The organism is Pseudomonas sp. NPDC089408 (assembly GCF_044749445.1).
Taxonomy (GTDB): Bacteria; Pseudomonadota; Gammaproteobacteria; order Pseudomonadales; family Pseudomonadaceae; genus Aquipseudomonas.
In genome coordinates this window covers 174852-197889 of the sequence record NZ_JBIVHY010000007.1, presented here as the reverse complement: position 1 = coordinate 197889, position 23038 = coordinate 174852, and the positions used below count along the sequence as shown (strand labels likewise).

The window sequence follows — 23038 nt, the reverse complement described above, 5'->3', positions numbered from 1 at the left end:
GCAGGCGCGGGTTTACCCGCGAATAGGCCGGTCAGGGCAATACGAAGCTAAGGGGCCAGCTGATGCAGCTGCCCCAACCGGCTACGCGTACGCATCAAGTCGGCCAGCGGCCCGCCCAGGCTTTCTTCCAGCGGCCGCTTGCCGATCACCACCACCTGCCGATCCTGGTCATATAACACATCCACCAGGTTGACGAAGCGCTGCTGCGCCGCCAGCGAACATTCCGACAAGTCATCCAGCCCATCAATAATCCACTCATCGTACGCTTGGGCCAGTACCAGGTAGTCGATCACTGCCGTGGCCTTCTCGCAGAGGTCATCAAAGCCAAGCACTACCCGCCGGCCATCAACGGCCAGGGCGCGTAGCGGGCGCTTGTTCACCTCTAGTATCAGCGGCTGCTGCGCAGGCACGTTCAGCGCCTGGCGCTGCGCCGCATTGCCTGGCCACACGTAATGGCCCTGGGTAAAGCGCTGATGCTCGCGGTTGGCCGGCAGGCTACGAAAATCCGTGTCGCCGCCCACTTCCAGCACTTCCATCGCGCTGTTGATCAGGCGGATCACCGGCAGGAAGCGCTCGTGGTACAGCGGGTTGGGCAACAGCCCTTCCGGCGCATAGTTGGAGGTTACCAGCAGGAAAACGCCACGGCTGAACAAGGCCGTGAACAGCCGGGTAAGCAACATGGCATCGCCAATGTCATGCACGTGGAATTCGTCGAAGCACAGCACTTGGCAGTCGCCCACCAGTTCGTCAAGCGTCGCACCCAGTGCGTCGTCCAGCGCGCGGTGGCGGTGCATGCCCTGGTGCAGGCGGGCAAAGAAGTCATGAAAGTGCAGGCGCTTCTTGGCCGCTACCGGCACGGCCTGGAAGAAACCATCAAGCAGCCAGCTCTTGCCCCGGCCAACCGAGCCGTACAGGTACAGGCTGCGTGGCTGCCCTTGCTCAAGCTGCGCCAGTTGCGTGGCCATGCAGTGGATGACCCGGCGCTGGCCGTCGCTGAGCTGATAACCGCGGCTGAGCGCCTTGTCCTCGAACCAGCCGAGCAGTTCGCTCTTTTGAGTGGCGGCGCCGCGCAGGCGTTGGCCAAGCTGGCGCAGCGGGGTGGGGATCCAGGCAGACAAAAGCAACGCTCCTTGGGCGATGGCGGGGCAGCGTGCAGCTTGCCCGAGGGCGGCCATTTTGACTAATACAGAAAGTGCCCGGCAATCATCACTTCTCGCGATAGGTTCGGCCGTCCTGTGCGCCGGCGGGCTAGGCCTTGCGCTCCAGTTGGCGTTCTATCATGTACTTCACCGCCAGGCGCCGCTCTTTCAAGTGGCGCAGGTCTTCGTCAACGAAGTTGCCAGCCGAGATCGACTCGGCGGCCAGCACCTGGTTGTCGATGTCCACGTATTCGTCCAGCAAGCGGTCCAGCGCCTTGTCCTGCTGACGGCGCTGCTGGACGATCTCGCGGGGGTAGTGCAGGTCCTGGTAGAGGTCGTGGGAGACAGGCATGGGGTCCTCCTTGGTCTATGCAAATGGCTCATCTGATTGGAAGGGAGGAAAGCGATTGTGTTGAAGCGAAGCGGGGGGGAAAGCGACGGACGGTCAGCCTGATCTGGTGAAAATGACTAAGCCGCTGTTTTTTGACAATTTTTTTTGCTCAGGGGGTTCACAGGCTGAAACTTTGTTGTTAAAGTGCCGCGCATTCCAAGACAACAAGCAAACAAGCAGTTGTCACCTACTTGGAATTGTCAGAGCAGCAAATGCTGCATCCGATACAGGGGCGTCGCCAAGCGGTAAGGCAGCAGGTTTTGATCCTGCCATGCGTTGGTTCGAATCCAGCCGCCCCTGCCATTTTCCAGTTTCAAACGTATATTGCCCGGTGCTTGGATTGATAAGCGCTGGGTTTTGTCGTTTCCGGTTTTTACTGCCATTCCCGGCCCCTGTTGTAGGAGCGGCCTTGTGTCGCGATCGGGCTGCGCAGCAGCCCCAAGATTGCAGTCACAGCACAAAGTGCCGGGGCTGCTGCGCAGCCCGATCGCGACACAAGGCCGCTCCTACAGGGGGGCGCGCCATTTCAGTCTATCCGGTAACCCCCAGCATCTCGTTCAGCACCCGCGCCAGCTCATCGGCCTGCACCGGCTTCTGCATCACCAGGCTGCCTGGCAGCTCCAGCCCCTCCAGCTCCGCATAACCGGTGAGGAACAGCACCGGCAAGCGCGGATAGCGCTCGCGCGCCGCCAGCGCCAGTTGCGCACCATTGAATTCTGGCATGGCGAAGTCGGTCAGCAACAGGTCGATCTGGTCATCCAGCAGTGCCAAGGCTTGCTCGCCGCTGTGCGCCTGGCGCACCTGGTAACCATACTGGCGCAGTACATCGCCGAGCATGTCGCGCACCAAATGGTCATCATCCACCAGCAGCACGGTGCGGTTATCGCCGTTTTCGCTGATCGACTGGCTGAGCCGCGGCGTTGCAGGTTCGTTGAGCATTGCTTCTTTCACTGCCGGCAGGTACACCGCCACCTCGGTGCCGCGCCCCGGCGTGGTGTCGATACGCACGCCACCCCCGGACTGCTTGGCAAAGCCGAACACCTGGGCCAGGCCCAGGCCGGAGCCCTTGCCGATGTCTTTGGTGGTGAAAAACGGCTCGAACACCTTGCCCAGCACCTCGTCACTCATGCCACAGCCGGTATCGCGGATACTCAGCATCACGTATTCGCCCGGGTCTGGGTCTTCCGGGCGTTGCGGGCGAGCATCGATGCGGGTGTTGCGGGTCACCAGGGTCAGCTGGCCGCCGTCCGGCATGGCATCGCGGGCATTGATCGCCAGGTTGAGGATGATCATTTCGGTCTGGGTCGGGTCGGTCAGTGCCTGCCACAGGCCCGGGTCCAGGTCCAGGCGCACCGAGACATTGCCGCCCAGGGTCCGGCGTAGCAACTCTTCAAGGCCGGCCAGGGTGCGGTTGAGGTTGAGTGGTACCGGCTCCAGACGCTGGCGGCGCGAAAAGGCCAGCAACTGCGAGGTCAGCTTGGCGCCGCGCTCGCCTGCTTCGCGGACATGCGTGAGGCGTGTGCGCGCCTTGTCCAGGTCGCCCTTGGCCAGGTCGCGCTCCAGAAAGCTGGCGCCAGTAAGAATCACCGTCAGCAGGTTGTTGAAGTCGTGCGCCACACCGGCGGTCAGCTGGCCTACCGCTTCCAGGCGCTGCATCTGTTGCAATGCCGCCTCGATGCGTTCGCGCTCGGCGATCTGCTCGCGCAGGCGGGCGTTGGCTTCGGCCAGGCCCAGCGCGGCTTCGCGTTCGCTGGTGATATCCCGCGCCACCACGTACAGCAAGGTGTCCTCCGGCACCACTACCCACGACAGCCAGCGATGCTGGCCGCTGGCGTGCAGGATGCGGCCAACGAAGCGGGCACTGGTGCGGCCGTGGGAAAGGGCGGCCAGTTCGGTCAGCAGCAATTCCTGGTCGGGCTCGGGCAAAAGCTGCAACAAGGACGACTGGCTCAGGCGCTCGCGGGAAAAGCCCAGGCTGGCTTCCCAGGCAGGGTTCAGCGCGACCGGGGTCAGGTCCTTGTTCAGCACGGCCAGCAAATCCTGCGACAGCTCCCAGGCGCGGTCGCGTTCACGGGTGCGGCGCTCGACGCGTTCGCCGAGCATTTCGTTGAGTTGGCGCAGCGCCTGGGTGGCCAGGCGTTGGGTGTGGATGTCCTGTAATACCCCGGAAAAGCGCACACATTGGCCGTCGACGAACTGGCTCTGGCCGCTGCTGAGCAACCAGCGCGGTTCCAGGCCGTTGGCTTGGGCAATGCGGAACTCCACCCGGTAATGGCCACCACTCTCGGGGCGCATGGCGTACTCCACCGCATTGCGCACCATTGGCACATCGGCGGGGTAGATGCCGCCAAAGAACACCTCAAGGCTCATCTCGGTGCTGGGGGCTACACCGAACAGGATCTTGCAGCGGTCATCCCATAGCAGCAGGCCCTCTTGCGGGCGCAGGTCCCAGGTACCCATGCCGGCGGCATCGATGGCAATGCGCGCGCGCGCCTCCACGTTGGCCAGGGCTTCTTCGGCGCGGCGCCGTCGCTGGCGCTCCTGCACCTCGGTCAGCGCCCGGCGCACCGCCTTGGGCAGCAATGGCAGGTTTTTCTTCAGCACATAGTCCGTAGCACCCAGGCGGATCATTTCCACCGCGTGCTCTTCGCCGTAGATGCCTGAGAGGAATATGAAGGGGACATCCGGCGCCAGCCGTTGGGCGATGGCCAGCACTTCGGTGCCGGACGAACCCGGCAGTACGCAGTCGCACAGGATCAGGTCGTAGCGCGCCTCGTGCAAGGCTTGCTCGACACCCGCATGGTCGAATACCAGATGCGATTGTACATGCAGCCCGCTGCGCTCCAGGCGCATCAGGGTAAGCTCGGCATCCATCGAGCTGTCTTCGACCATTAGCAGTTTAAGAGGCGTTTGCTGCATCGTTGCGTTGGCCTCAGTTGCCGCTGCGTCGGTTCAGGCGCAGCGAGCCGGGTGGTGGTTCATTCAGCACGGCCCAGAAAATGCCCAGGTCGGAGATCGCGGCGACGAACTCCTTGAACTCCACGGGTTTGACGACGTAAGCGTTAACGCCCAGCTCGTAGGCGCGCAGCAGGTCGGGCTCTTCGCGCGAAGACGTCAGCATCACGGTCGGGATGCTGCGCAATTCAGGCGTGCCGCGTACTTCCTTGAGTACCTCCAGGCCATCGACTTTTGGCAACTTCAGGTCCAGCAACAGCACGGCCGGGTTGCCGTCATCGCGTTCGGCGTAGGCATTGCGGCGCAGCAGGTAGTCGAGCGCATCGGCACCGTCGCGCAGCACGATCACTTCGTTGGCCAACTGGCTGCGCTCCAGGGCCAGGAGCGTCAGCTCCAGGTCCCGGGGGTTGTCTTCGACCAGCAGGATGGGTTTGAGCATGGTGGTAGCAGTGCCTCAGGTTTTCGCGGGGTGGCGCGGAAGGGTGAAATGGAACGTGGCGCCTTGGTCGATCTTGCCTTGGGCCCAGACGCGGCCGTCGTGGCGCTCGATGATGCGGCGCACACTCGCCAGGCCGATCCCTGTGCCCTCGAATTCTTCCATGCGGTGCAGGCGCTGGAAAACGCCGAACAGCTTGTTGGCGTAGGCCATGTCAAAGCCTACACCATTGTCGCGAATGCAGATCTCGGTTTCATCCGGATGCTGTATGGCGCTGATTCGAATGCGCGCCGGCGTGCGACCGCGGGTGTACTTGATGGCGTTGGCCACCAGGTTGTGCAAGGCCAGGTTGATGAATGCCGGGTCGCCGATTACCTTCGGCAATGGAGCTATGTCCCAGATGATCTCGCGGCCCGCGTAGTCGGGCGCTAACTCGTTACGGATGGCTGCGACCAGGGCGTTGAGGTCGACGTCCGACATGCGCAGGGCCGAGCGGCCCATCTGCGAGAAGTTGAGCAGATTGTCCACCAGGCTGCCGGCGAACTGGGCGGCCTCGCCGATATGCTGAAGAAAGCGCTTGCCGCGCTCGCTCAACGCCTGGCCTTCGATTTCGCCCAACAGTTCGGTGTAGCCCGCGATGTGCCGCAGTGGGGCCCGCAAGTCGTGGGACACACTGTAGGAAAAAGCTTCGAGCTCCTTGTTCGACTGGCGCAGTTCGCCGGCCAGCTGGGCCAGCTCCTCGGCTTTGCGCAAAACGATGCCGAGCACGGCTGTGCGCAGCTCGCCGACCCCTTCGATGACCAGTGGGTCCCACGGCTCGCAGTAGCCGCGCAGTTCTTCTTGCCAGCGTTCAAAGCTGTGTCGCGGGTCGAGCCTGCCGTGCGCCCCGGCCTGCTTGCTCGGTTTCCCGGCCCAGTTCACGGTGCGTACCTGCTCGGGGCGGAACCACAGCAGGTAGTGGGAGTGAATCTGCGAGATGGCCACGGCCAGTACGCCGCCGACATGCTCGGCGAGTTCCGGCAGCTCATCGACATCGCGGCTCAGGTTGTCGCTGTGAAATACCTGCCCTTCGTCCTGCGTGGACAGCCAGTGCACCAGCGCATTGACCTGCGCCTCGGGAGGGGTATGACCGATCAGCTCGCAGCGTTCGGCGGAAATCACCGCAGCGCCCTGCGCGCCGGCGAAGGCCAGCAGCACCTCCGGCAAGTCTCGCAGGCCGTCGCTGACGCTGTCGTGGTCGGCCATCGACGAGATCATGCGCACGATATGCTGGCGCAGTTGCAGCAGCTTGTGCGTGCTGGCGTGGGACTCGCGGGACTCGATCTGCAGCGACAGCACGCTGGCCAGCAGCTCGCACGCGGTACGGGTACGCAGGTCTACGGCGCGCGGCTGCTCGTTGTGGCAGGACACCAGCCCCCACAGCTCGCCGTCGACCACGATCGACAGTGACATCGACGCCAGCGTGCCCATGTTGCGCATGTACTGAAGGTGCACGGGCGATACGCTGCGCAGTGCAGCGAAGCTCATGTCCAAAGGCTTGCCGGTGCGCGGATTGGCAGCGGGCAGCAGTGGCGAAGGGTGGTAGTTGGCATCTTCGATCACGCGGATGCGGTTGACCTTGTACAGTTCGCGCGCCTGGCGCGGGATGTCCGAGGCGGGGAAGCACAGGCCCAGGTAGCTGGGGTACCCCGGGTCGGCGACCTCGGCCAGCACCTGGCCATTGCCAGCGGCATCGAAGCGATAGGCCTTGATACGGCCGAAACCGGTGATGCGCTTCAGTTGCACGACCGTCTGCTGGAGCAACTCTTCGAGGCTGCCCGCCAGGTGCAAGGTGCCGACGAAATTGCGCACCAGCGGGTAGTAATCACCACGCTCGGCCAGGTCGGCAGGCAGGCGAGGGGGTTCGAATTCGGCGATCAGTACCTGGTCGTGACGATGGACCAGCATGTGCAGGAGCGTGCCCTGGCGTAAATGCACGTCACCGATGTGGAACGGGAAAACTTCATCTTCAGGCAGGCGGCCTAGATGAAGACGCAGGTCAAAGCTGTCGCTGACCAGTTCGCTGAAGCTGCAACCAATCAGTTCAAGGGCAGGCATGCCCAGCCACTGTTGGACATTTTCACTGGCTTGGCGCACACACAGGTCGCTTTCATCCAGCACCAGCATGAAGCCATGGGGCTGAATACTGCCGGGCACCTGGATCGGCTCTTGCGCACAGCGCTCGACGGCCTGGGCAAGTGTGTCGTCTGCAGTCATTGATGAAAACGCTCCTGTCATGATCGGTCCATGCATGCCGCATGAGTCTGAGGCAGGATGATAGCCATACACCCTAACAGAATACCGCGCCGATTACCGGCATCTGGCCATTGGAGGCTTACTGACAGAGAGGGTTCTGTGCCGTGCAGATTTTTTTTCAGTGGGCGCTATCGCTTTGTTGCTAATACCAAAAAACGGTTAGCCGCCGGCGCCATGGCAAGACCCCGCTGCTACGCTCAACGTCAGCATAAAGCGATAAGGACAACAAGGTGACGGAGCGTTTTCTGGCCGGGCTGTTAGGCCTGCTGTTGAGTGGCGGTGCAATGGCGGCGGATTTCCTGGTAGAGGTGCGCGTGCTGGTACAGCGCGGCTGCATGCTGGTCAACCAGACCCGCGACGCGGGTGCCCAGGCCCAAGGGCGAATCGACCTGGGTGCGGCCGCGCGCCTGGACGGCCCGGGTGCGCCACTGAGCGGTGTGCTGCTGAACCAGCGGCCGCCGCGCCTGGAGTGCAACCCCGATACCCCTTATCAAGTACGCGTCGACGGCGGCCAGCATGGCGGCGTAGGCGAAGTACGCTTTTTGGCCAGTGACGACAGCAAGGCGCGGCCCATCCCCTATCGCCTCTACCGTGACGCGGCCTGGCGCGAACCCTTGGCGGTGAATGTGGCGCAGTCGGCCCGGGTGCCGGACAGCGGTTCGGTCGAGCTCCCGCTGTATGCGCGTATCGACCCGCTGGCCTGGGTACCGAACGCCGGCCTGTACGCCGACCTGCTCAAAGTCACGGTCACCTGGTAGGAGCGAGGCTGCCATGCACAAGGACGCGATGCCATGAACCGTACTTCGATCCTGCTGCTTACCCTTGGCCCGCTGCTGGTCCCTGGCGGTGCGGCGCATGGCTCGACCACCGGGTTCATTCAGGCACGGCTGGTGATCAGCGCCGCCTGCCAGATCAGCAGCAACGAGGCGCAGCCGGCAACCCTGGGCAACCCCGGGTTGCTGGATTTCGGCGATCGTGGCCCGAACTGGGACCAGCCGCTACGCAGCCGGGTAGATGAAGCGGGCGGCGAGGGCAGCCTGCAAATCAGCTGCACGCCTGAGGTACGCGCTTTCAACGTGCGCATCAACGGCGGCATGAATGGCGACGACGGCATTCGCCGGCTGAGCAACGGCAACCAGCTGATCCCTTACCAACTGGCGGTCGACCCGGGTGGCAACAGCCGCTACGGCATCGGCCAGGCACGTGCCTTCACCATCAGCAGCACCCAGCAGATACCGATCCCCATCTACGGCGTGGTCGTGGCGCAACCGCGCGCGCTGCCGGCCGGGCTGTACCGCGACACCCTCAGGGTGACCCTGGACTGGTAACAACGCAAGGAGACTCCGATGCGAACGAACCTCTCATGCTGCATTCTCGCCGGTCTGGGCCTGGCCCTGGCTTCCCAGGCCCAGGCCGCCACGGTAACCGGGACCATCAGCTCGACGCTGACCCTGACCGCGGCCTGCCAGGTCAATGGCACGTCGGGCACCTCGGGGCTGAACTTCGGTTCCCTCAATTTCGGTACCCAGGATGCCTTGTTCACCACGGCCAATGCGCAGGTGCTGGGCGGCAGCGGAGGGGCAATGAGCATCCTCTGTTCGGCGGGCACGGTACCGGCAATCCGTGTGCGTGCGGGCACCCACGACGGCCAGTCGACTGGCGGTACCCGAGCGTTGGCGGATGGCGCAGGTAACTTCGTGCCGTACGACTTCTACACCGACGCCGGGCGCACGACCTTGCTGGCCATCGACGGCACCATCACCTTGCCGACCAGTACCGGTGTGGCGCAAACCGTCAACCTGTACGGCCAGGCGCGCGGCAAGGCAGGGCTGCCGGCCGGGGTGTACACCGACACGGTAGCGGTCGAGTTGTCGTTCTGAGCCATGCGTGGCTGGCTGGCGGGTGGCCTGAGCGGCATCGGCGTGCTGCTGGCCGCACCCCTGGATGCGGCAACCACCAGTACCTTCACGGTGAATGCGCAGATCGTCGCCGGTTGCCTGGTGGTGGGCGGTGTCACCAACTATGGGGTGCTGAACTATGGCACCCAGTCGGCGTTGTCCACCGGCATCCTCAGCACCTCGCTGGGCGGCACCACGGTCACCTTCCAGTGCACCCCGGGCGTGGCCCTGAGCATGAGCCTGGACGGCGGCCAGAACAGCGCCAGTGGCACGCGCAACCTGAAGAACACCAGCGGCACGCAGGTGCTGGCGTACCAGTTGTACCTGGATGCGGCCTATAGCCAGAGCCTGGGGATAGGGCAGAGCGTGACCGTGAGCTATACCGATGCCACGGCCATCAAGCTGCCGGTGTACGGGCGGGTTCAATTGACCGGCAAGGTGCCGGCAGGGACTTACACCGATGTCGTGCAAGTGACGGTGACCTGGTGATCGCCAGTGCCACCAATGACGAGTGTCTAAGGAGAGCTTCATGGGGGCAGGCGCGAAGTGGGCGCGTGGGTTGATCGGATTGTTTTGGCTGGCAAGCCTGCCGGCCGGTGCGGCCACCTCGGTGCTGATCTGGCCCATCGACCCGGTGCTGGAAGCCGACCAGAAGGCCGGTGCGTTGTGGTTGGAAAACCGCGGTACGGACCCCGCCAACCTGCAGGTGCGGGTATTCGCCTGGCGCCAGGGTGATTACCAGGAGCAGTTCCAGGCCCAGCGCGAGATCATTGGCAGCCCGCCAGTGGCCAACATCGCCCCCGGGCAAAAGCAGCTGATCCGCCTGACCCGTACCGGCGCGTCACCCGCCGGCCAGGAGCAGGCCTACCGCATCATCATCGACGAGATCCCCCCCGCCATCCCGGTCGACAAGGCCGGCCCCGGTACCACGGCCGCCATCCGACTGCAGATGCGCTATTCAGTGCCGCTGTTTGTCTATGGCGAAGGCCTGTGGGGCAAGGCTGACCCCGAGGGCAAGCGCAATGCCGAAGGCGTAGGCAGGCCGCAGCTCAGCTGGCGCCCGGTGATGGTGCAGGGCAAGCCCTACGTGGAACTGCGCAACACCGGCCCGGTGCACGCACGCCTGACCGACGTGGTGGTGCAGCAGGGCGGCCAGAGCAAACCGCTGGTCGAGGGCCTGCTGGGCTACGTGCTACCGGGCGCCAGCATGCGCTGGCCAGCGCCGATGGCGACGAATGCCGGCAGTGTGTTGAAGGGGCGGGTGAACGGCCAAAGCGCGGCGGATGCCATCCGCCAGGGGCAATGAGCGATCGATTGAATGCAGCGCAGGGGCCAGGGAGGACCCGGCAATGGTTGGATACCGTGTGTGAAATGGCTATCGGCGAGGACGCGCCGCTGGTGCCTGGGGCTGGCCATGGTTGGCCCCGGGCTGGCGCTGGCCGACGACTTGCCCCCACCGCCTACGGAGATGTCGGCCATCGCCGACGCCACCCTGTACCTCGACCTGATGGTCAACCAGATGCCCAAGGCTGAGCTGGTGCCGGTACAGCAGCGGGCGGGCCAACTGTACCTGGACAGCGAGGTCTTGCGCGCCGCCGGGGTATCACTGCCGGGTGACCCCCAGGGGGAGATCGCCCTGGAGGCGGTCAACGGGCTGCACACTGACTATGACAGCCAGAACCAGCGCCTGCTGTTGCAAGTGCCGCCCGCGTGGCTGCCGGACCAGCAGGTGGGTGACCGCAACCTGTACCCGCCCAGCGATGCGCGCAGCAGCTTCGGCGCGTTGTTCAACTATGACCTGTACCTGAACGACACCGATGACGCCGGCACCTACCTCGCCGCCTGGAACGAGCTGCGCCTGTTTGACAGCTGGGGCACCTTTTCCAGCACCGGGCAATGGCGGCAGTCCTTCAATGGCGCGCAGGCCGACGACACGCGCCAGGGCTTTTTGCGTTACGACACCACCTGGCGCTTTACCGACGAGCAGCGCCTGCTGACCTATGAAGCCGGTGACGTTGTGACCGGTGCCTTGCCCTGGACCAGTTCGGTGCGGGTCGGCGGCCTGCAATTGTCACGTGACTTCGCCGCACGGCCCGACCTGGTCACGTATCCATTGCCGGCGTTTGCCGGAGAGGCTGCAGTACCGACCTCGCTCGACCTGTTCATCAACGGCTACAAGTCCAGTACCACCGAGCTGCAACCCGGCCCTTACACGCTGACCAACGTGCCTTTCATCAATGGCGCGGGTGAAGCGGTGGTGGTCACCACCGATGCCCTTGGCCGGCAGGTGTCGACCACCTTGCCGTTCTACGTCGCCAGCAGCCTCTTGCAGAAAGGCCTGTCGGATTATTCGGTAGCGGCCGGTAGCCTGCGTCGCGATTACGGCGTGCGCGACTTCGGCTACGGGCCAGGCGTTGCCTCGGCCAACCTGCGTTACGGGGTGAGCGACGCGTTCACCCTGGAAACCCATGCCGAAACCGCTGAGACGCTGATGCTTGGCGGCCTGGGTGGCAACATGCGGCTGGGCAACTTTGGCGTACTCAACGCCGCCCTAGCGCAAAGCCAGTTCGACGGCGACAAGGGCCACCAGGTCGCCCTTGGCTACCAGTACAACAGCCAGCGCATCGGCTTCAGCTACCAGCGCCTGCAACGCCACGGCGAGTATGCCGACCTGACCCGGGTCGATACCCCGGACATGCAACTGAGCAAAAGCAGCGAACAGGTCACCTTCAGCCTCAACCTGAATGAATACGGCAATATCGGCGCTGGCTACTTTGACGTGCGCGCAGGTGACGGTACCCGCACCCGGCTGATCAACCTGAGTTACAGCCGGCCGCTGTGGGGCGGCAGCAGCGTGTACCTTTCGGCCAACCGCGAAGTCGGCGACAGCCAGTGGGCGGTGCAGGCGCAACTGGTGATCCCGTTCGACACCCATGGCACCCTGGCGGTGGGCATGGAGCGCAACCAGGAAGGTGAGAGCCTGCAGCGGGTCAATTACAGCCGTGCAGTGCCGGTGGGTACCGGGGTCGGTTACAACCTGGGCTACGCCACCGGTAGCGACCGCGATGCCTATCGCCAGGCCGACGTCACCTGGCGTTTGCAGTCGGTGCAATTGCAGGCGGGCGTGTATGGCAGCCGTGGCGAGATGACCCGTTGGGCCGACGCCAGTGGGTCGCTGGTGTGGATGGATGCCGGCCTGTTCGCCGCCAACCGCATTGACGACGCCTTTGTAGTGGTGAGCACTGACGGTTACGCTGACGTGCCGGTGCGCTACGAGAACCAGGAGGTTGGCCGCACCGATGCCGGCGGCCACTTGTTGGTGCCATATAGCAGCGGTTACTACCGCGGCAAGTACGAAATCGACCCGATGGAGCTGCCCCCCGATGTGCTGGCGCCGAATGTGGAACAGCGCGTGGCCGTGCGCCGGGGCAGTGGCTACCTGCTGGAGTTCCCGCTCAAGCGTGTGCTGGCAGCCAGCATCGAACTGGCAGACGCCAACCAGCAGCCGCTCAAGCTGGGCAGCCGCGTTACCCATGAGCAAACCGGCAGCCAGGCAGTGGTCGGTTGGGATGGCCTGGTGTACCTTGAAAACCTCTCGCCGCAAAACCGCCTGCGGGTGGACATCGAGGGCGGCGGGCATTGCCAGGTGGCCTTCGACCTGCCTGAGGCCGAAGGTACAGTCCCGCTGATCGGCCCACTGGTATGCAAATGAAGGCCGCCTGGCGCGTAATGTCGGCCTGCGCCTTGTTGCTGTGCGCGGGTTCGGCCTGGGCCAAGTGCGGGGTGGTAGCCACTGCGCCGGTACTGTTTGGCTCGCTCAATTCAACCCAGGTGCGCACCACGGTGCAGACGGCCTCCACCACCAATGGGGGGCTGCAGTGCAACGGTACGGTGCTGAGCGTGCTCAGCACCACTGACTCGTTCAAGTTGACCGTGTTGCCGGCAACCGGGGGGTTGAAGGGGCCGACCGGTGATGTCATCCCTTATACGTTGTACGCAGATGCCACCACCAGCTACCCGGTGACCCGCAATGTCGCCTTCGAGTTCGGCCGCACCGGTATTCTCGATTTGCTCGGCCTGCTCGGCGGCACGCCGAAGACAGTGCCGCTGTATATCCGTACCCAGGTCGGCAGTAACGTCGCCGCCGGGCTGTATCAGGAAACCCTGAGCCTGAGTTGGGCGTGGAACTACTGTGAGGGGATAGCCATTGGTGGGCTTTGCATCGGGCGTGACGTTGGCGCGGGTACACAGAACCTTACGGTCAGTTTGACAGTGACCAACGACTGCCAGATCACCACGCCCAACATCAGTTTTGGCAGTGCCCCGGTCGTGGCGGCTTTTGCTACGGTGAGCCAGAGCCTGAGCGTGTCGTGCACCAAGGGCAGCAACTACACCGTGGGGCTGGATGACGGCCTGAACGTAGCCAGCGGACGGCGAAGGATGAAATCGCCGGCCAACAACTACCTGGCCTACGACATTTTCAAAAGTGCCGGTACCGTACGCTGGGGGGCGTCAGGGGCGGCACGGCGAGCCAGTAGCGATGCCGATGTGAACCCCGGGGCGGGCACCGGTACCGGCAGCCAGGTGTTCAATTACAACGCCAAGGTCTACACCGACCAGGCCACGCCGCCGGCGGCGAGTTATACCGACAGTGTGATTCTGGATGTGCAGTTCTGACGCAGTGTGCGGGCTGAAACGATCCCTGTAGGAGCGGCCTTGTGTCGCGATCGGGCCGCAACGCGGCCCCGGCAATCCATGCGGTGAAGCTGAAATCCGGGGCCGCGTTGCGGCCCGATCGCGACACAAGGCCGCTCCTACAAAGACCGCGCAACGTGCGGCTCAGCGCAAATCACCCACCATTTTCGCCAGGGTCTCCAGCACCGCGCCGGCCAGTGCCTTGGAACGTGCCCCCGACCACCCGGTAGCAGCATTCGGTGCGTCGTCATGGTCCTTGAACGGCATCTCCAGCGTCAGCGACAGGCAGTCATGTGCCATGCCCACCGCGTTGCAGGCCAGCGTGGTATTGGCCTGCCCAGGTTCATCACGGGTATAACCATGCACCGTCTGGAAGTCGCGGGTCATGCTGCACAGGGTGCTGCGGAACTGCTCTTCGAGCCTGGCCAGTCGCGGCGTGTAGCCCGGGTTGCCTTCGCACGCGGCGGTGAACACATGCGGGATCTCTTCGTCGCCATGCACGTCGATGAACGCATCCACCCCGTACTGCTTCATCTGCGCCTGGGCGAAGAACACTTCCGGGCTGAACTCGACGCTGGCGTCCTGCCAGGCGCGGTTGAGGTCCTTGCCCTTGAAGTTGGTGCGCAGGTGGCCGAGAAACGCACCGTCGGGGTTCATGTTGGGGATCAGATACAGGTCGGCCTTGGCCAGCAATTGCTGAACCGCGGCGTCGCTGGCCTGCAAGCGGTCGATCACACCTTCCATGAACCATTCGGCCATGTGCTCGCCCGGGTGCTGCTGGGCGATCAGCCACAGCTTGCGCTTGCCCTCGGCACCGTTACCGGCGCGCAGCAGGGGAATGTCGCGGCCCTGTACGCTACGGCCGCTGGCCAGCAACTCGACGCCGGGCAACTGCCGGGCACGCTCGATCAGCTGGTTGTGGCGGGCGCGGGGGTAAGGTTCGAAGTAGGCGAACCAGACCTGTTCCTGTTCAGCCTTCAGCTCGAACGACAGCGCCTTGCCGTCGAACTGGCTAGGCACGCGGAACCAGTTTTGCTGGTCGTAGCTGGCCACGGCGTTGTAGCCGCTCCACGCGTTCTTGTACGAGGAGCCGGAGGCATTGTCGAGGCTGAAGCGATGGACCTGGCCCGGCGTCAGCCCGCTGACCTTGAAATGGAACCACTGGTAGTGGTCGCTGTGGGTGTCCGGGCGGATGGCCAGGCGTACCTGGGCCGGGTTGCTGGCATCCAGCACCTGGATGTTGCCGGAGTCGAAATCGCAGTCGATCTGCAGGGGGGACAGCGTCACGGTCATGGGCCGGGCTCCTTTGCGGGCGTTGTTGTGGGGGTACTGTACACGGCTTGGCTGGGCCAAGGCGCAACAACCGGTTTGCGCTGGCGGGGCCAACGACGCTTTAACGCAGTTGTCATGCGGCTGTGGCAGCATCCGGATCCCCTTTCGCATAGGCGACTCATGGTGCTCTCCGGCATGACCTGCAAGCCTTTCATCCTTCGTTCCAACGACATGCGCGGCGATGATTTCGGCGCCCTGTTCAGCCGGATGTTCGGCAGCCTGTACGCCGACCTGCCGCCGCTGGGCGAGGGCATCAGCATTGGTGGCGTGTATGGGCGCTTTGACGGCATGAGCGTGCGGCGCATGCAGTATGGCGGCGACTTCTCCATCACCTTGCCGACACCGCAGGACGAGATCACCTTCGTGTTGCCGACTGCCGGCAAGATCATGTTTGATCACCGTGGCGAGTCGATTGGCGGTGCCCAAGTGGGGCTGGCCGTCGACAAGCGCGATATCCGTACGGTGCGGTTTGCCGAGAACCATGCCCAGTGCGGCATGTCGATCCGCCGCGGGCTGTTTGCCGAGCGGCTGTCGCTGTTGCTGGGCAGGGCACTGGTGCAGCCGGTGCATTTTGCCCCGGTGGTGGATTTGGCGGCGCCGGCGTTCCAGGGCATACGTGCGTTGCTGGAAATGGCCACTGGCCCGCAGTTCGACCCGTTGATCAATAGCGGTGTGCTGATGCCAACGCGCCTGCAGGAAATGCTGGTGGACGCGGTGCTGGAGGCCTGGCCGCACAACTACAGCGAGGCGCTGCGTAACCCCGCGCCAGCGCTGGCCCCGCGCCACGTGAAGCTGGCGATGGCCTACCTGCGCGAGCATCCACACCAGGTCAGTGGTACCGAGTTGGCGGGGTTGGCGAATGTCAGCTTGCGGGCCTTGCAGGATGGATTTCGCCGTTTTGCCGGTACTTCGATCGTTGGTTATCAGCGCCAGGTACGGCTGGAAAGTGCGCGCCAGGTGTTGCTGCGCGGGGAGGGCGGGTCCGTGGCCGAGGTGGCCTTGCGGCATGGGTTCAGCAATGGCGGGCGGTTTGCCCAGTATTTCCAGCAGGCGTTTGGTGTAAGCCCGGCTGACATGCGGCGTGGCGGTTAGCGCGCTGCCTGGCACCGGCTGCGCCGGTGTTCGCGGGTGAACCCGCTCCCACAGGGACTGCATCTGCCTTGATAATTGTAATAAGCATGCACGCTCAAGGTTGGCAGAGATGTCGAAGTCAGTGGGGAACTTGTGGGAGCGGGTTCACCCGCGAACACCGGCGCAGCCGGTGCCAGGCGACAACACGATTAGAACGCGTAGCTGGCCTTGAGGCTGCCACTCACCCCATGGCTGTCACCGCCCCCCATCGCCGCTACTTCGCCCCCCACACTCAGTGCCCCCAGGTTGGCCATCAGGTTAACCCCGCCAACGAACTGGTCGCGGTTGTCGAACGCCGCCCGCTGGTCGATATCAAGCCCCAGCAGATGCCCCTGGCTGTGGACCTGATGATCGCCCAGCGCGTGCTCGTAACCCACTTCTATGCCCGGTACCAGCTGCCAGCCGCCAACGGGAATGGCCGCGAACGACGTCTTCAGGTTGGCCACTGCGCTACGGCGAGTCGCTTTCAGGTCGTCCACTTGCAGGGCCAGTTCGCTGCCTTTCTCGGTAAAGCCGTTCAGGTCGACGCGGCTGACCCGCACGCCAAGGCTCGGCTCCAGCACCACGCTGTCGCTCGGCAGGCGATAACCCAGTGCCAGGCTGGCGCCGGCCAGGGTACCGTGGCTGTCGCCCTTGGCCGTGCCCAGGCCGCCGCCCAGCTCGCGCTTGCTGGAATAGTCGAGCCAGCCACCGCTGACATCGGCATCAATGAACACCCCCTGTTCCAGGCTGCCAGGCGCAAAGCGTGCACCCAGGCTGAGGAAGGTCAGGTCGGTATCGGCCTCGCCACCGGCAGCGCCGACGTTGCCACGGTTGTAGCCAAAGCCCGCATGGCCACTGAGCTGCTCGGAAAAGCGCTGGGTCGCGCCTACCATCAACCCTTGGCTGTGTTCGTTGCTGCTGGCCGCGTGAGCAGAGCCGTCAGTGCCCAGGTAACCGGCCAGCGCCGTGCTCCACAGGCGTGCCTGGCCGACCTTGAGGTCGCTGCCGTCGGCAAACGGCGACGCCGCGCGCTCGATCATGGCGCCCTGGCGCAGCAGGTAGCTGGCCGCATCGGCGTGCACCTGGCCGCCCACGGTCGACTCCACGCCACCCAGGCTACCGGCGTCGATGGCCGATTGCAGGTAGTCGTTGTAGGCACTGTAGGTGCCCGACAGTGAAGTGTCCTGCAGTTCGCGTAGCAGCTGCGCGCCGGCTGCAGCGTTGCCCAGCAGGCCAGCTTCACCCGGCAGGGTGCCATAGCGGACCATCTTGCCGCGCAGTACGTACAGCGTTTCCTGGCTGAGCCCCAGGCCTTGCTTGAGGTAGTTGTCCATGCTGCCGTACGTGGCGCTGACTTCATCCAGGCCGGCTTGCAGGTAGCTGGCCTCGACCCCGAGCAACGGCGCATAAATGGCGGCCATGCTCGCCGGCATCGCCGCCAGGGTGGCGGCCACACGGGCAGCGGTGTAGTCGTTGGTGGCCAGGTAGTTGCTCATGATGGTGGCGTCGTCCACCCCGGCGATACTCAGCAGCACAGCCGCCGTCCAGCCCGTGCGGTCCTTGCCGGCGGTGCAATGGAACAACGCGGCACCATTGGCCGCGGCCAGTTCGTTGAACAGCACGGCAAACTGGCCGCGCATACTGGCATCGCTGACAAAGGCGCGATTGGTCTCCTGCATCATTGCCCGTGCCTGGTCGGCGCTGCTGAAGGCAATGTTGGTGATGTTCGAACCGGACGTGGTGCTGCCGATGATGTCGATAGGGGTGTAGCTGGCACCGTCGGGCAGGGTATCCGGCGTGCTGGCGATTTCGCTTGCGGTACGCAGGTCGTACACATCGCTGATGCCCAGGCCGTTGAGGACGGAAAGGTCGGCGGCAGTGGGGGTAAGGGCGTTGGCGCGGTAGTACACCCCGGCGCGCATCGTGCCATCGTGCGTGGTGGCGTAGGCACTGGTGGTGCCGGCGATGTCGCGGAAATTGTCCATGCCGGCCAGGCGTGGCGTATCCAGCGCTTCGGCGGCGTGGGCGGCGGAAATGGCAAGGGCGAGCACGGACAGGGAGCAGAGCACATGTTGCAGCACGGATCAGGCCTCGGGTAGGGGGTTGAGGCTGTACTGTCCGCGGGCAAGATGAAACTGAATGTTACAAGTTGCGCTGGTGGGTAAAAGACTGCGTGATCTGTCCTGGCTATGCGTTTTTTGTCTGGGCCCTTGGGGCTGCTGCGCAGCCCTATCGCGACACAAGGCCGCTCCTACACGAGATTCGCGTTCCCCTTTAGGAGCGGCCTTGTGTCGTGATAGGGGCGCAAAGCGCCCCCATGCAGGAGTTCAGACTGTCACAACTACCTTGCCTGCAGCGCGCTCGGTATGCAGGCATAACTACCACCGCAGCCGTGCCCGACAGGTTGAGATGAGGCCTTTTCTAACCAGGAGAGGCCCTGCATGCCAACACCGACATATCCCGACGGTTCCATCGATAACCTGATCGCCAGTCGCTTGCCCGAGTGGCTGACGCGGGCCCCAACAGCGCGCTTGCTTGAATTGCATGACTGTTTGCGTGACCAGCAGGCTGTGCAGCAGCGTGTGGAGGGGTTGTTTGGCAGCCTGACACCGTTGGATGAGTTCGCTGCCCCTTTGCTTGAGAAAATGCTTACCGAGCAGCTTGGGCGCTCAGTCGATGTGCGGAAGGCAGAGCTGCAGATGCAGCTGATCGAGCATTACCCCGGCGCTCGACCAGAAGCGCCGGGGGGCGCTCGCAAGCGAACGCTGCAGCACAGTTTGTTGGCTGCAGCGCTGCATAACTTCAGTGATAGCGAAGCCAGGTCATTGGGGCTGCTGGACCCCTCGATACTGCTGGATGCCCAGGGTAAAACCTTGCCCACGGCAGCCAGAGCCTTTGCCGAGCACTGCCGCAAACTCGACATCGGTGGGCAATACCAGGCCCATCTCATGCAGCATCTGCTGGCGCCGGGCGTTGCCGCGCTGCTGGAGCAAGGCCAGCGCCATGCACTTGAAGCAGCCCTGCGCCTGGCGGCACTGCGCGGCGATGTCGATGAAACGGTGTTGGTGCAGTGTCTGGCGGCGATCACCGCTGCGCCGGGCGCGGTTACGCGGATGCGCCCGGCGGCGTTGCGTGTGCTGGGCAAGCGAGTGCGTGGGGCCGTGGCATTCGAGCTGCACCTTCAAGGCCGTGGTGAAGGGCAACTGCAGGGTGTGCTGTGTTGGCTACCCGATGACCCGCACGGTGCGATCAGTTGGCACGTGTCCTGGGTGGCGTTGTTCCAGGCCGTGGGTGCGCGTTTCCGCATGCCGGGCTATCCGCAATACTTTCAGCGTTTTGTCAGCGAGCGTGACCGTGAGCGCTACACGCTGGCACTGGCCCACGCCATGGCGCAGGGCGAGGCGCATACCGCGGTGGTGCTCGATGGGCGCCATGAGACGATCCACGAGCCGCTGCTCCAGCACTTGCGCCAGACTCAGCTCGAAACCCTGTTCGACGATGCAAAAGTGCTGGCAGTGCCCACGGCCGAACAGGACAGCAGCGAGCGAGATCGGCGCCTGCACTTCTATGCAAGTCTTGGTCTCGATCTACTCGGGTTGGCAAGCTTCTATGTGCCAGGGCTGGGCCTGCCATTGCTGGCTATCAGCGCACTGCAAGTGGTGGATGACGTCTATGAGGGCTACGTCGACTGGCAACTGGGCGATCGCCAAGGCGCGCTGGAGCATGCGTTCAGTGTGGCCGTGAACGTGGCCCAGACTGCGGTGGCTGTGGGCACTGGCGTGGCATCGGAGCGCCTGTTGCACCGCGCTGCATTTGTCGATGGGCTGGCGCCTGTGCATACCGCCGAAGGTGGTTACCGATTGTTCGACCCGCGGCTGCAGGCTTACGCGCTGGACAATGACCACACTACGATCGGCCAGTACGCCAAGGTCGATGGCAAGGCCTGTATACGCACGCATCAGGCGACCTATCAGGTAGCGGGTGACCCGCTTGAAGGCGAGTTGCGTATTCAGCACCCTCTGCGTGACGGGGCTTATGCGCCGAAGCTTTGGCACCTGGGCGAGGGTGCCTGGCGCCATGAACTGGACACGCCGCAGGCATGGCAGGGTGTCGAATTGCTGCGACGCCTGGGCAGTGGCCTGGCCGAGGTGGATGAGCAGGCGGCCCAGGATGTGCTGCAGGCCACGGGCTTTGATGACGACCGCCTTCGCCGTTTGCACCTTGAAGAGGGGCACGCCCCGGCCCGCCTGCTCGATGCGTTGCAGCGTCGACAATTGCACCAGCACTACCCCAGGTTGCAAGGCGCGGCATTCGAACTGCATTTCATCGAAAAGCAGCCTGCGCTGTCACCTGCCGAACAGCTGTTGCAGCGAGACTTCCCGGGGCTGACAGTGCGTTGCGCCCAGCAGGTCGTACAACAGGCTGACGAGTTGCAGATCGAACGCATGGTTGACCAGCAACGGGTGCCGTTGGGCTTGGCCGAGCAAGCGCGCTGGTTGCTCAGAGATAGCCGCGTGGACCGGGCATGTGCAGGCTTCAACCAGGTTGAGGCTGTCAATGCCGATACCGAGCGCCTGGCATTCGGCCTGTTGGGGCAGTGGCTCAACTGGCCAGATACGCTGAGGGTAGAGCTGCGCGAGACCGCATCGGGGGCGTTGCCACTAGCGCAGATGGGCGCCCTGGCAGCCACGCAGGTGCGTGTGATTACCAAGGGGCCACAGGGTTATCAGGCGCTCGACGGCGCGGGGGCGCCGTTACCGGGTACGAGTAAGCATGATAGCTTGATGCAGGCGTTGTTCAGGCAACTGAGCGAAACGCACCCGGCAGCGCTGGGGGAAGCGGGGGAGTCGGCCACGCAATTGGCGCGTGCGCTGGCACAGCGGGCCTTCAACCGGCGCGACGCACTGCCTGGTTTGCTGGGCATGGCGCCAGCGGCCGGCCGTGTCCGGCCGCCTGTGCGGCTGGCGGATGGTCGGCTCGGCTACCCGCTCAGTGGCGGGGGCGAAAGCAGTACCGAGGCATTGCGCCAGGCAATCAGGCGTTTGTTTCCGAGTTTCACCGACACCCAGATCGAGGACTTCATCGCTTCAGCTGGCACCCAGGGCATGACACCTTGGCAACGCTACTTCCACTACCAGGACCAGTTGCGCATTCTGGAGAATACCTTGAGCAACTGGCGTCGAGAGTCGGCCAACCCGGTCCAGGCTGTGCGCCGCGCCTGGGTGGCGCGGGTGATTCGGCGGGCCTGGCAGCGGCAGAACCGAGATACCCATGGTAACTTGCAGCTGTTCATCCACGGCTGGCGGATCGGGGCATTGCCGAACCTGCCCGAAGTGGTGGACTTCAGCCATATCACGCGCCTGAGCTTGCGTAATATGAGCCTGCTGGATATCGAGCCTGGCTTTTTGCAGCGCTTCAGCCGGGCACGCAGCCTGGACCTGCGAGGCAACCTGTTGACAGACGTGCCTGCGGGTATCGAGCATTTGGCCGAACTGGGCGAGTTGAACCTGTCCGACAACCATATCGCCCTGACCAACGAAGGCAGCCAGCGTATTGCTGCACTGTTGCGGCTGGAGTCTCTTGATCTTCACTGCAACAGGCTGGGGCGGGCCCCGGATGTGCGGGTGCTGCACCGCTTGCGTAGCCTGAACTTGCGCATGACGGGGTTGCGCGCATTGCCTTCGGCGCTGTTCGAGTCACCCTCGCTGGCGGTTATCGACCTGCGCGAAAATGCGATCACCGAGCTGCCCGAGGCAGTGCTACAGCTGATTGGCCGCAACCCTGGCAGGGTCTATCTGCATGACAACCCCCTGTCGCCGCAAACTGTCAGGCAGCTGCGGGCACTGCTGGAGAGCCGGGCTGCTGCGGTTATGCCGGTGCGCGAGCATGACGAATCGTTGACGGATGAGCGTTTGCGCTGGTTGCAGGGGGTAGCGCCGGCTTACGAGGCCCATCGCTTGGCGCAGTGGGATCGCCTTGCTGCAGAGGAGGGGGCACAAGACTTGTTCCGCTTCTTTGCCGATTTCTCACGCTCCGTGGACTTTCAGCGCCAGCCATTGGAGATGTGTCGCCGGGTTTGGTCCATCATCGAGGCTTGCGAGTCTAACAGTGAAGTGCGTGAGGCCGTGTTTTTGCAAGCTGCCGGCCCGCGTAGCTGTGCCGACCAGATGCTGCTGATCCTCAGTGCCCTTGAGGTGCGCACCTTTGCGGCGCAGCGAACCGCAGGGCTTGAAGGGGTCTATGCCATGCGTCCGCTGCTGCGTCTGGGGCGCGAGCTGTTCCGCCTGGATCAGGTCGACCGTATTGCCGGGCGGCATATCCAGCGGGCGCGTAGAGGTGACCCCTATAGACCGGTTGATGATGTGGAGGTGTACCTGGCCTACCGGGTTGGCCTGGCGAACGCGCTCGACTTGCCGGGGCAGCCTGCGGGCATGAACTATGGCTATGCCAGTGGCGTGACCGCTGACGACCTGGCGCTGGCCGAGCAAGAGGTGTGGAATGCTGAGAGCCGGGATGCGCTAAGCCGCTCGTTGGCGGAACGTGACTTCTGGCAAAATTACCTGCGCAGCCTGCATGGCGACTGGTTCCAGGCGACAAGTGCACCCTTCCATGAGCGGCTGGAGCTCGTTTTCGAACAGCGCGAGCAAATGACTGACCAAGTGTTTAGGGAGGCGCTGGAGACGGTACAAGCCGAACACTCTGCGGCTGAACGGGCGTTGTATCTTCAGTTGACGCGACAAGCGTATGACCGGCACCCAGGCTGAGTGAATGGCACCGGTCAAGA

16 protein-coding genes and 1 tRNA gene are annotated in these 23038 nt (G+C 64.0%); 10 read left to right on the top strand and 7 right to left on the bottom strand.

Going from position 1 to position 23038, the window contains the following annotated elements:
• Window positions 1-47 precede the first annotated feature (47 nt).
• A complete protein-coding gene (gene zapE / locus ACIP02_RS14035) occupies window positions 48-1118 on the bottom strand; it encodes a cell division protein ZapE (protein WP_400617412.1) in 1071 nt (356 codons plus the stop codon).
• A 130-nt stretch (window positions 1119-1248) separates the two neighbouring features.
• Window positions 1249-1491: a hypothetical protein gene (locus ACIP02_RS14030; RefSeq protein ID WP_020193386.1), complete on the bottom strand. Its 243-nt coding sequence runs from the start codon at window positions 1489-1491 to the stop codon at window positions 1249-1251.
• Window positions 1492-1758: 267 nt separating this feature from the next.
• Here ACIP02_RS14030 and ACIP02_RS14025 point away from each other — a divergent pair.
• Window positions 1759-1833: transfer RNA gene (locus ACIP02_RS14025), tRNA-Gln, on the top strand.
• 228 nt (window positions 1834-2061) lie between these two features.
• On the opposite strand, the gene ACIP02_RS14020 is transcribed toward ACIP02_RS14025, so the two are convergent.
• The 3 genes from ACIP02_RS14020 to ACIP02_RS14010 are packed head-to-tail and all read right to left on the bottom strand — an operon-like array spanning window position 2062 to window position 7177.
• On the bottom strand, window positions 2062-4449 hold the full coding sequence (locus tag ACIP02_RS14020) for a response regulator (protein WP_400617411.1): 2388 nt from the start codon (window positions 4447-4449) through the stop codon (window positions 2062-2064).
• A gap of 13 nt (window positions 4450-4462) precedes the next feature.
• Window positions 4463-4924: a response regulator gene (locus ACIP02_RS14015; protein ID WP_400617410.1), complete on the bottom strand. Its 462-nt coding sequence runs from the start codon at window positions 4922-4924 to the stop codon at window positions 4463-4465.
• Between the two features lie 15 nt (window positions 4925-4939).
• Complete coding sequence (locus ACIP02_RS14010; RefSeq protein WP_400617409.1) at window positions 4940-7177, bottom strand: ATP-binding protein; 2238 nt, start codon at window positions 7175-7177, stop codon at window positions 4940-4942.
• A 269-nt stretch (window positions 7178-7446) separates the two neighbouring features.
• Between ACIP02_RS14010 and ACIP02_RS14005 the strand changes: the two genes are divergently transcribed.
• The 7 genes from ACIP02_RS14005 to ACIP02_RS13975 all read left to right on the top strand — a co-directional run bounded on the left by ACIP02_RS14005 (window position 7447) and on the right by ACIP02_RS13975 (window position 13791).
• Window positions 7447-7974, top strand: a complete 528-nt coding sequence (locus ACIP02_RS14005) for a spore coat U domain-containing protein (protein ID WP_400617408.1) — start codon at window positions 7447-7449, stop codon at window positions 7972-7974.
• A gap of 33 nt (window positions 7975-8007) precedes the next feature.
• The gene (locus tag ACIP02_RS14000; RefSeq protein WP_400617407.1) at window positions 8008-8544 is read left to right on the top strand and encodes a spore coat U domain-containing protein; all 537 of its coding nucleotides are present in this window, start codon (window positions 8008-8010) and stop codon (window positions 8542-8544) included.
• Between the two features lie 18 nt (window positions 8545-8562).
• On the top strand, window positions 8563-9096 hold the full coding sequence (locus ACIP02_RS13995; protein WP_400617406.1) for a spore coat U domain-containing protein: 534 nt from the start codon (window positions 8563-8565) through the stop codon (window positions 9094-9096).
• A gap of 3 nt (window positions 9097-9099) precedes the next feature.
• Entirely contained in the window at window positions 9100-9603 is a 504-nt protein-coding gene (locus ACIP02_RS13990) for a spore coat U domain-containing protein (protein WP_400617405.1), read from the top strand.
• Between the two features lie 40 nt (window positions 9604-9643).
• Window positions 9644-10420: a molecular chaperone gene (locus ACIP02_RS13985; protein WP_400617404.1), complete on the top strand. Its 777-nt coding sequence runs from the start codon at window positions 9644-9646 to the stop codon at window positions 10418-10420.
• A gap of 108 nt (window positions 10421-10528) precedes the next feature.
• The gene (locus tag ACIP02_RS13980) at window positions 10529-12826 is read left to right on the top strand and encodes a fimbria/pilus outer membrane usher protein (RefSeq protein WP_400617539.1); all 2298 of its coding nucleotides are present in this window, start codon (window positions 10529-10531) and stop codon (window positions 12824-12826) included.
• Window positions 12823-13791 (top strand): spore coat protein U domain-containing protein, encoded by a 969-nt coding sequence (locus ACIP02_RS13975; protein ID WP_400617403.1) that lies wholly within the window; start codon window positions 12823-12825, stop codon window positions 13789-13791. Before ACIP02_RS13980 ends, ACIP02_RS13975 begins: the two co-directional genes overlap by 4 nt.
• 162 nt (window positions 13792-13953) lie before the next feature.
• Here ACIP02_RS13975 and ACIP02_RS13970 read toward each other — a convergent pair whose 3' ends face one another.
• A complete protein-coding gene (locus tag ACIP02_RS13970; protein ID WP_400617402.1) occupies window positions 13954-15102 on the bottom strand; it encodes a M14-type cytosolic carboxypeptidase in 1149 nt (382 codons plus the stop codon).
• Window positions 15103-15276: 174 nt separating this feature from the next.
• Here ACIP02_RS13970 and ACIP02_RS13965 point away from each other — a divergent pair, with 174 nt between their 5' ends.
• On the top strand, window positions 15277-16233 hold the full coding sequence (locus ACIP02_RS13965) for an AraC family transcriptional regulator (RefSeq protein ID WP_400617401.1): 957 nt from the start codon (window positions 15277-15279) through the stop codon (window positions 16231-16233).
• A 188-nt stretch (window positions 16234-16421) separates the two neighbouring features.
• Here the strand turns inward: ACIP02_RS13965 and ACIP02_RS13960 are convergent, their stop codons facing one another.
• Entirely contained in the window at window positions 16422-18335 is a 1914-nt protein-coding gene (locus ACIP02_RS13960) for a tyrosine-protein phosphatase (protein ID WP_400617400.1), read from the bottom strand.
• 360 nt (window positions 18336-18695) lie between these two features.
• Between ACIP02_RS13960 and ACIP02_RS13955 the strand changes: the two genes are divergently transcribed.
• Window positions 18696-23018: an NEL-type E3 ubiquitin ligase domain-containing protein gene (locus ACIP02_RS13955; RefSeq protein WP_400617399.1), complete on the top strand. Its 4323-nt coding sequence runs from the start codon at window positions 18696-18698 to the stop codon at window positions 23016-23018.
• Window positions 23019-23038 lie beyond the last annotated feature (20 nt).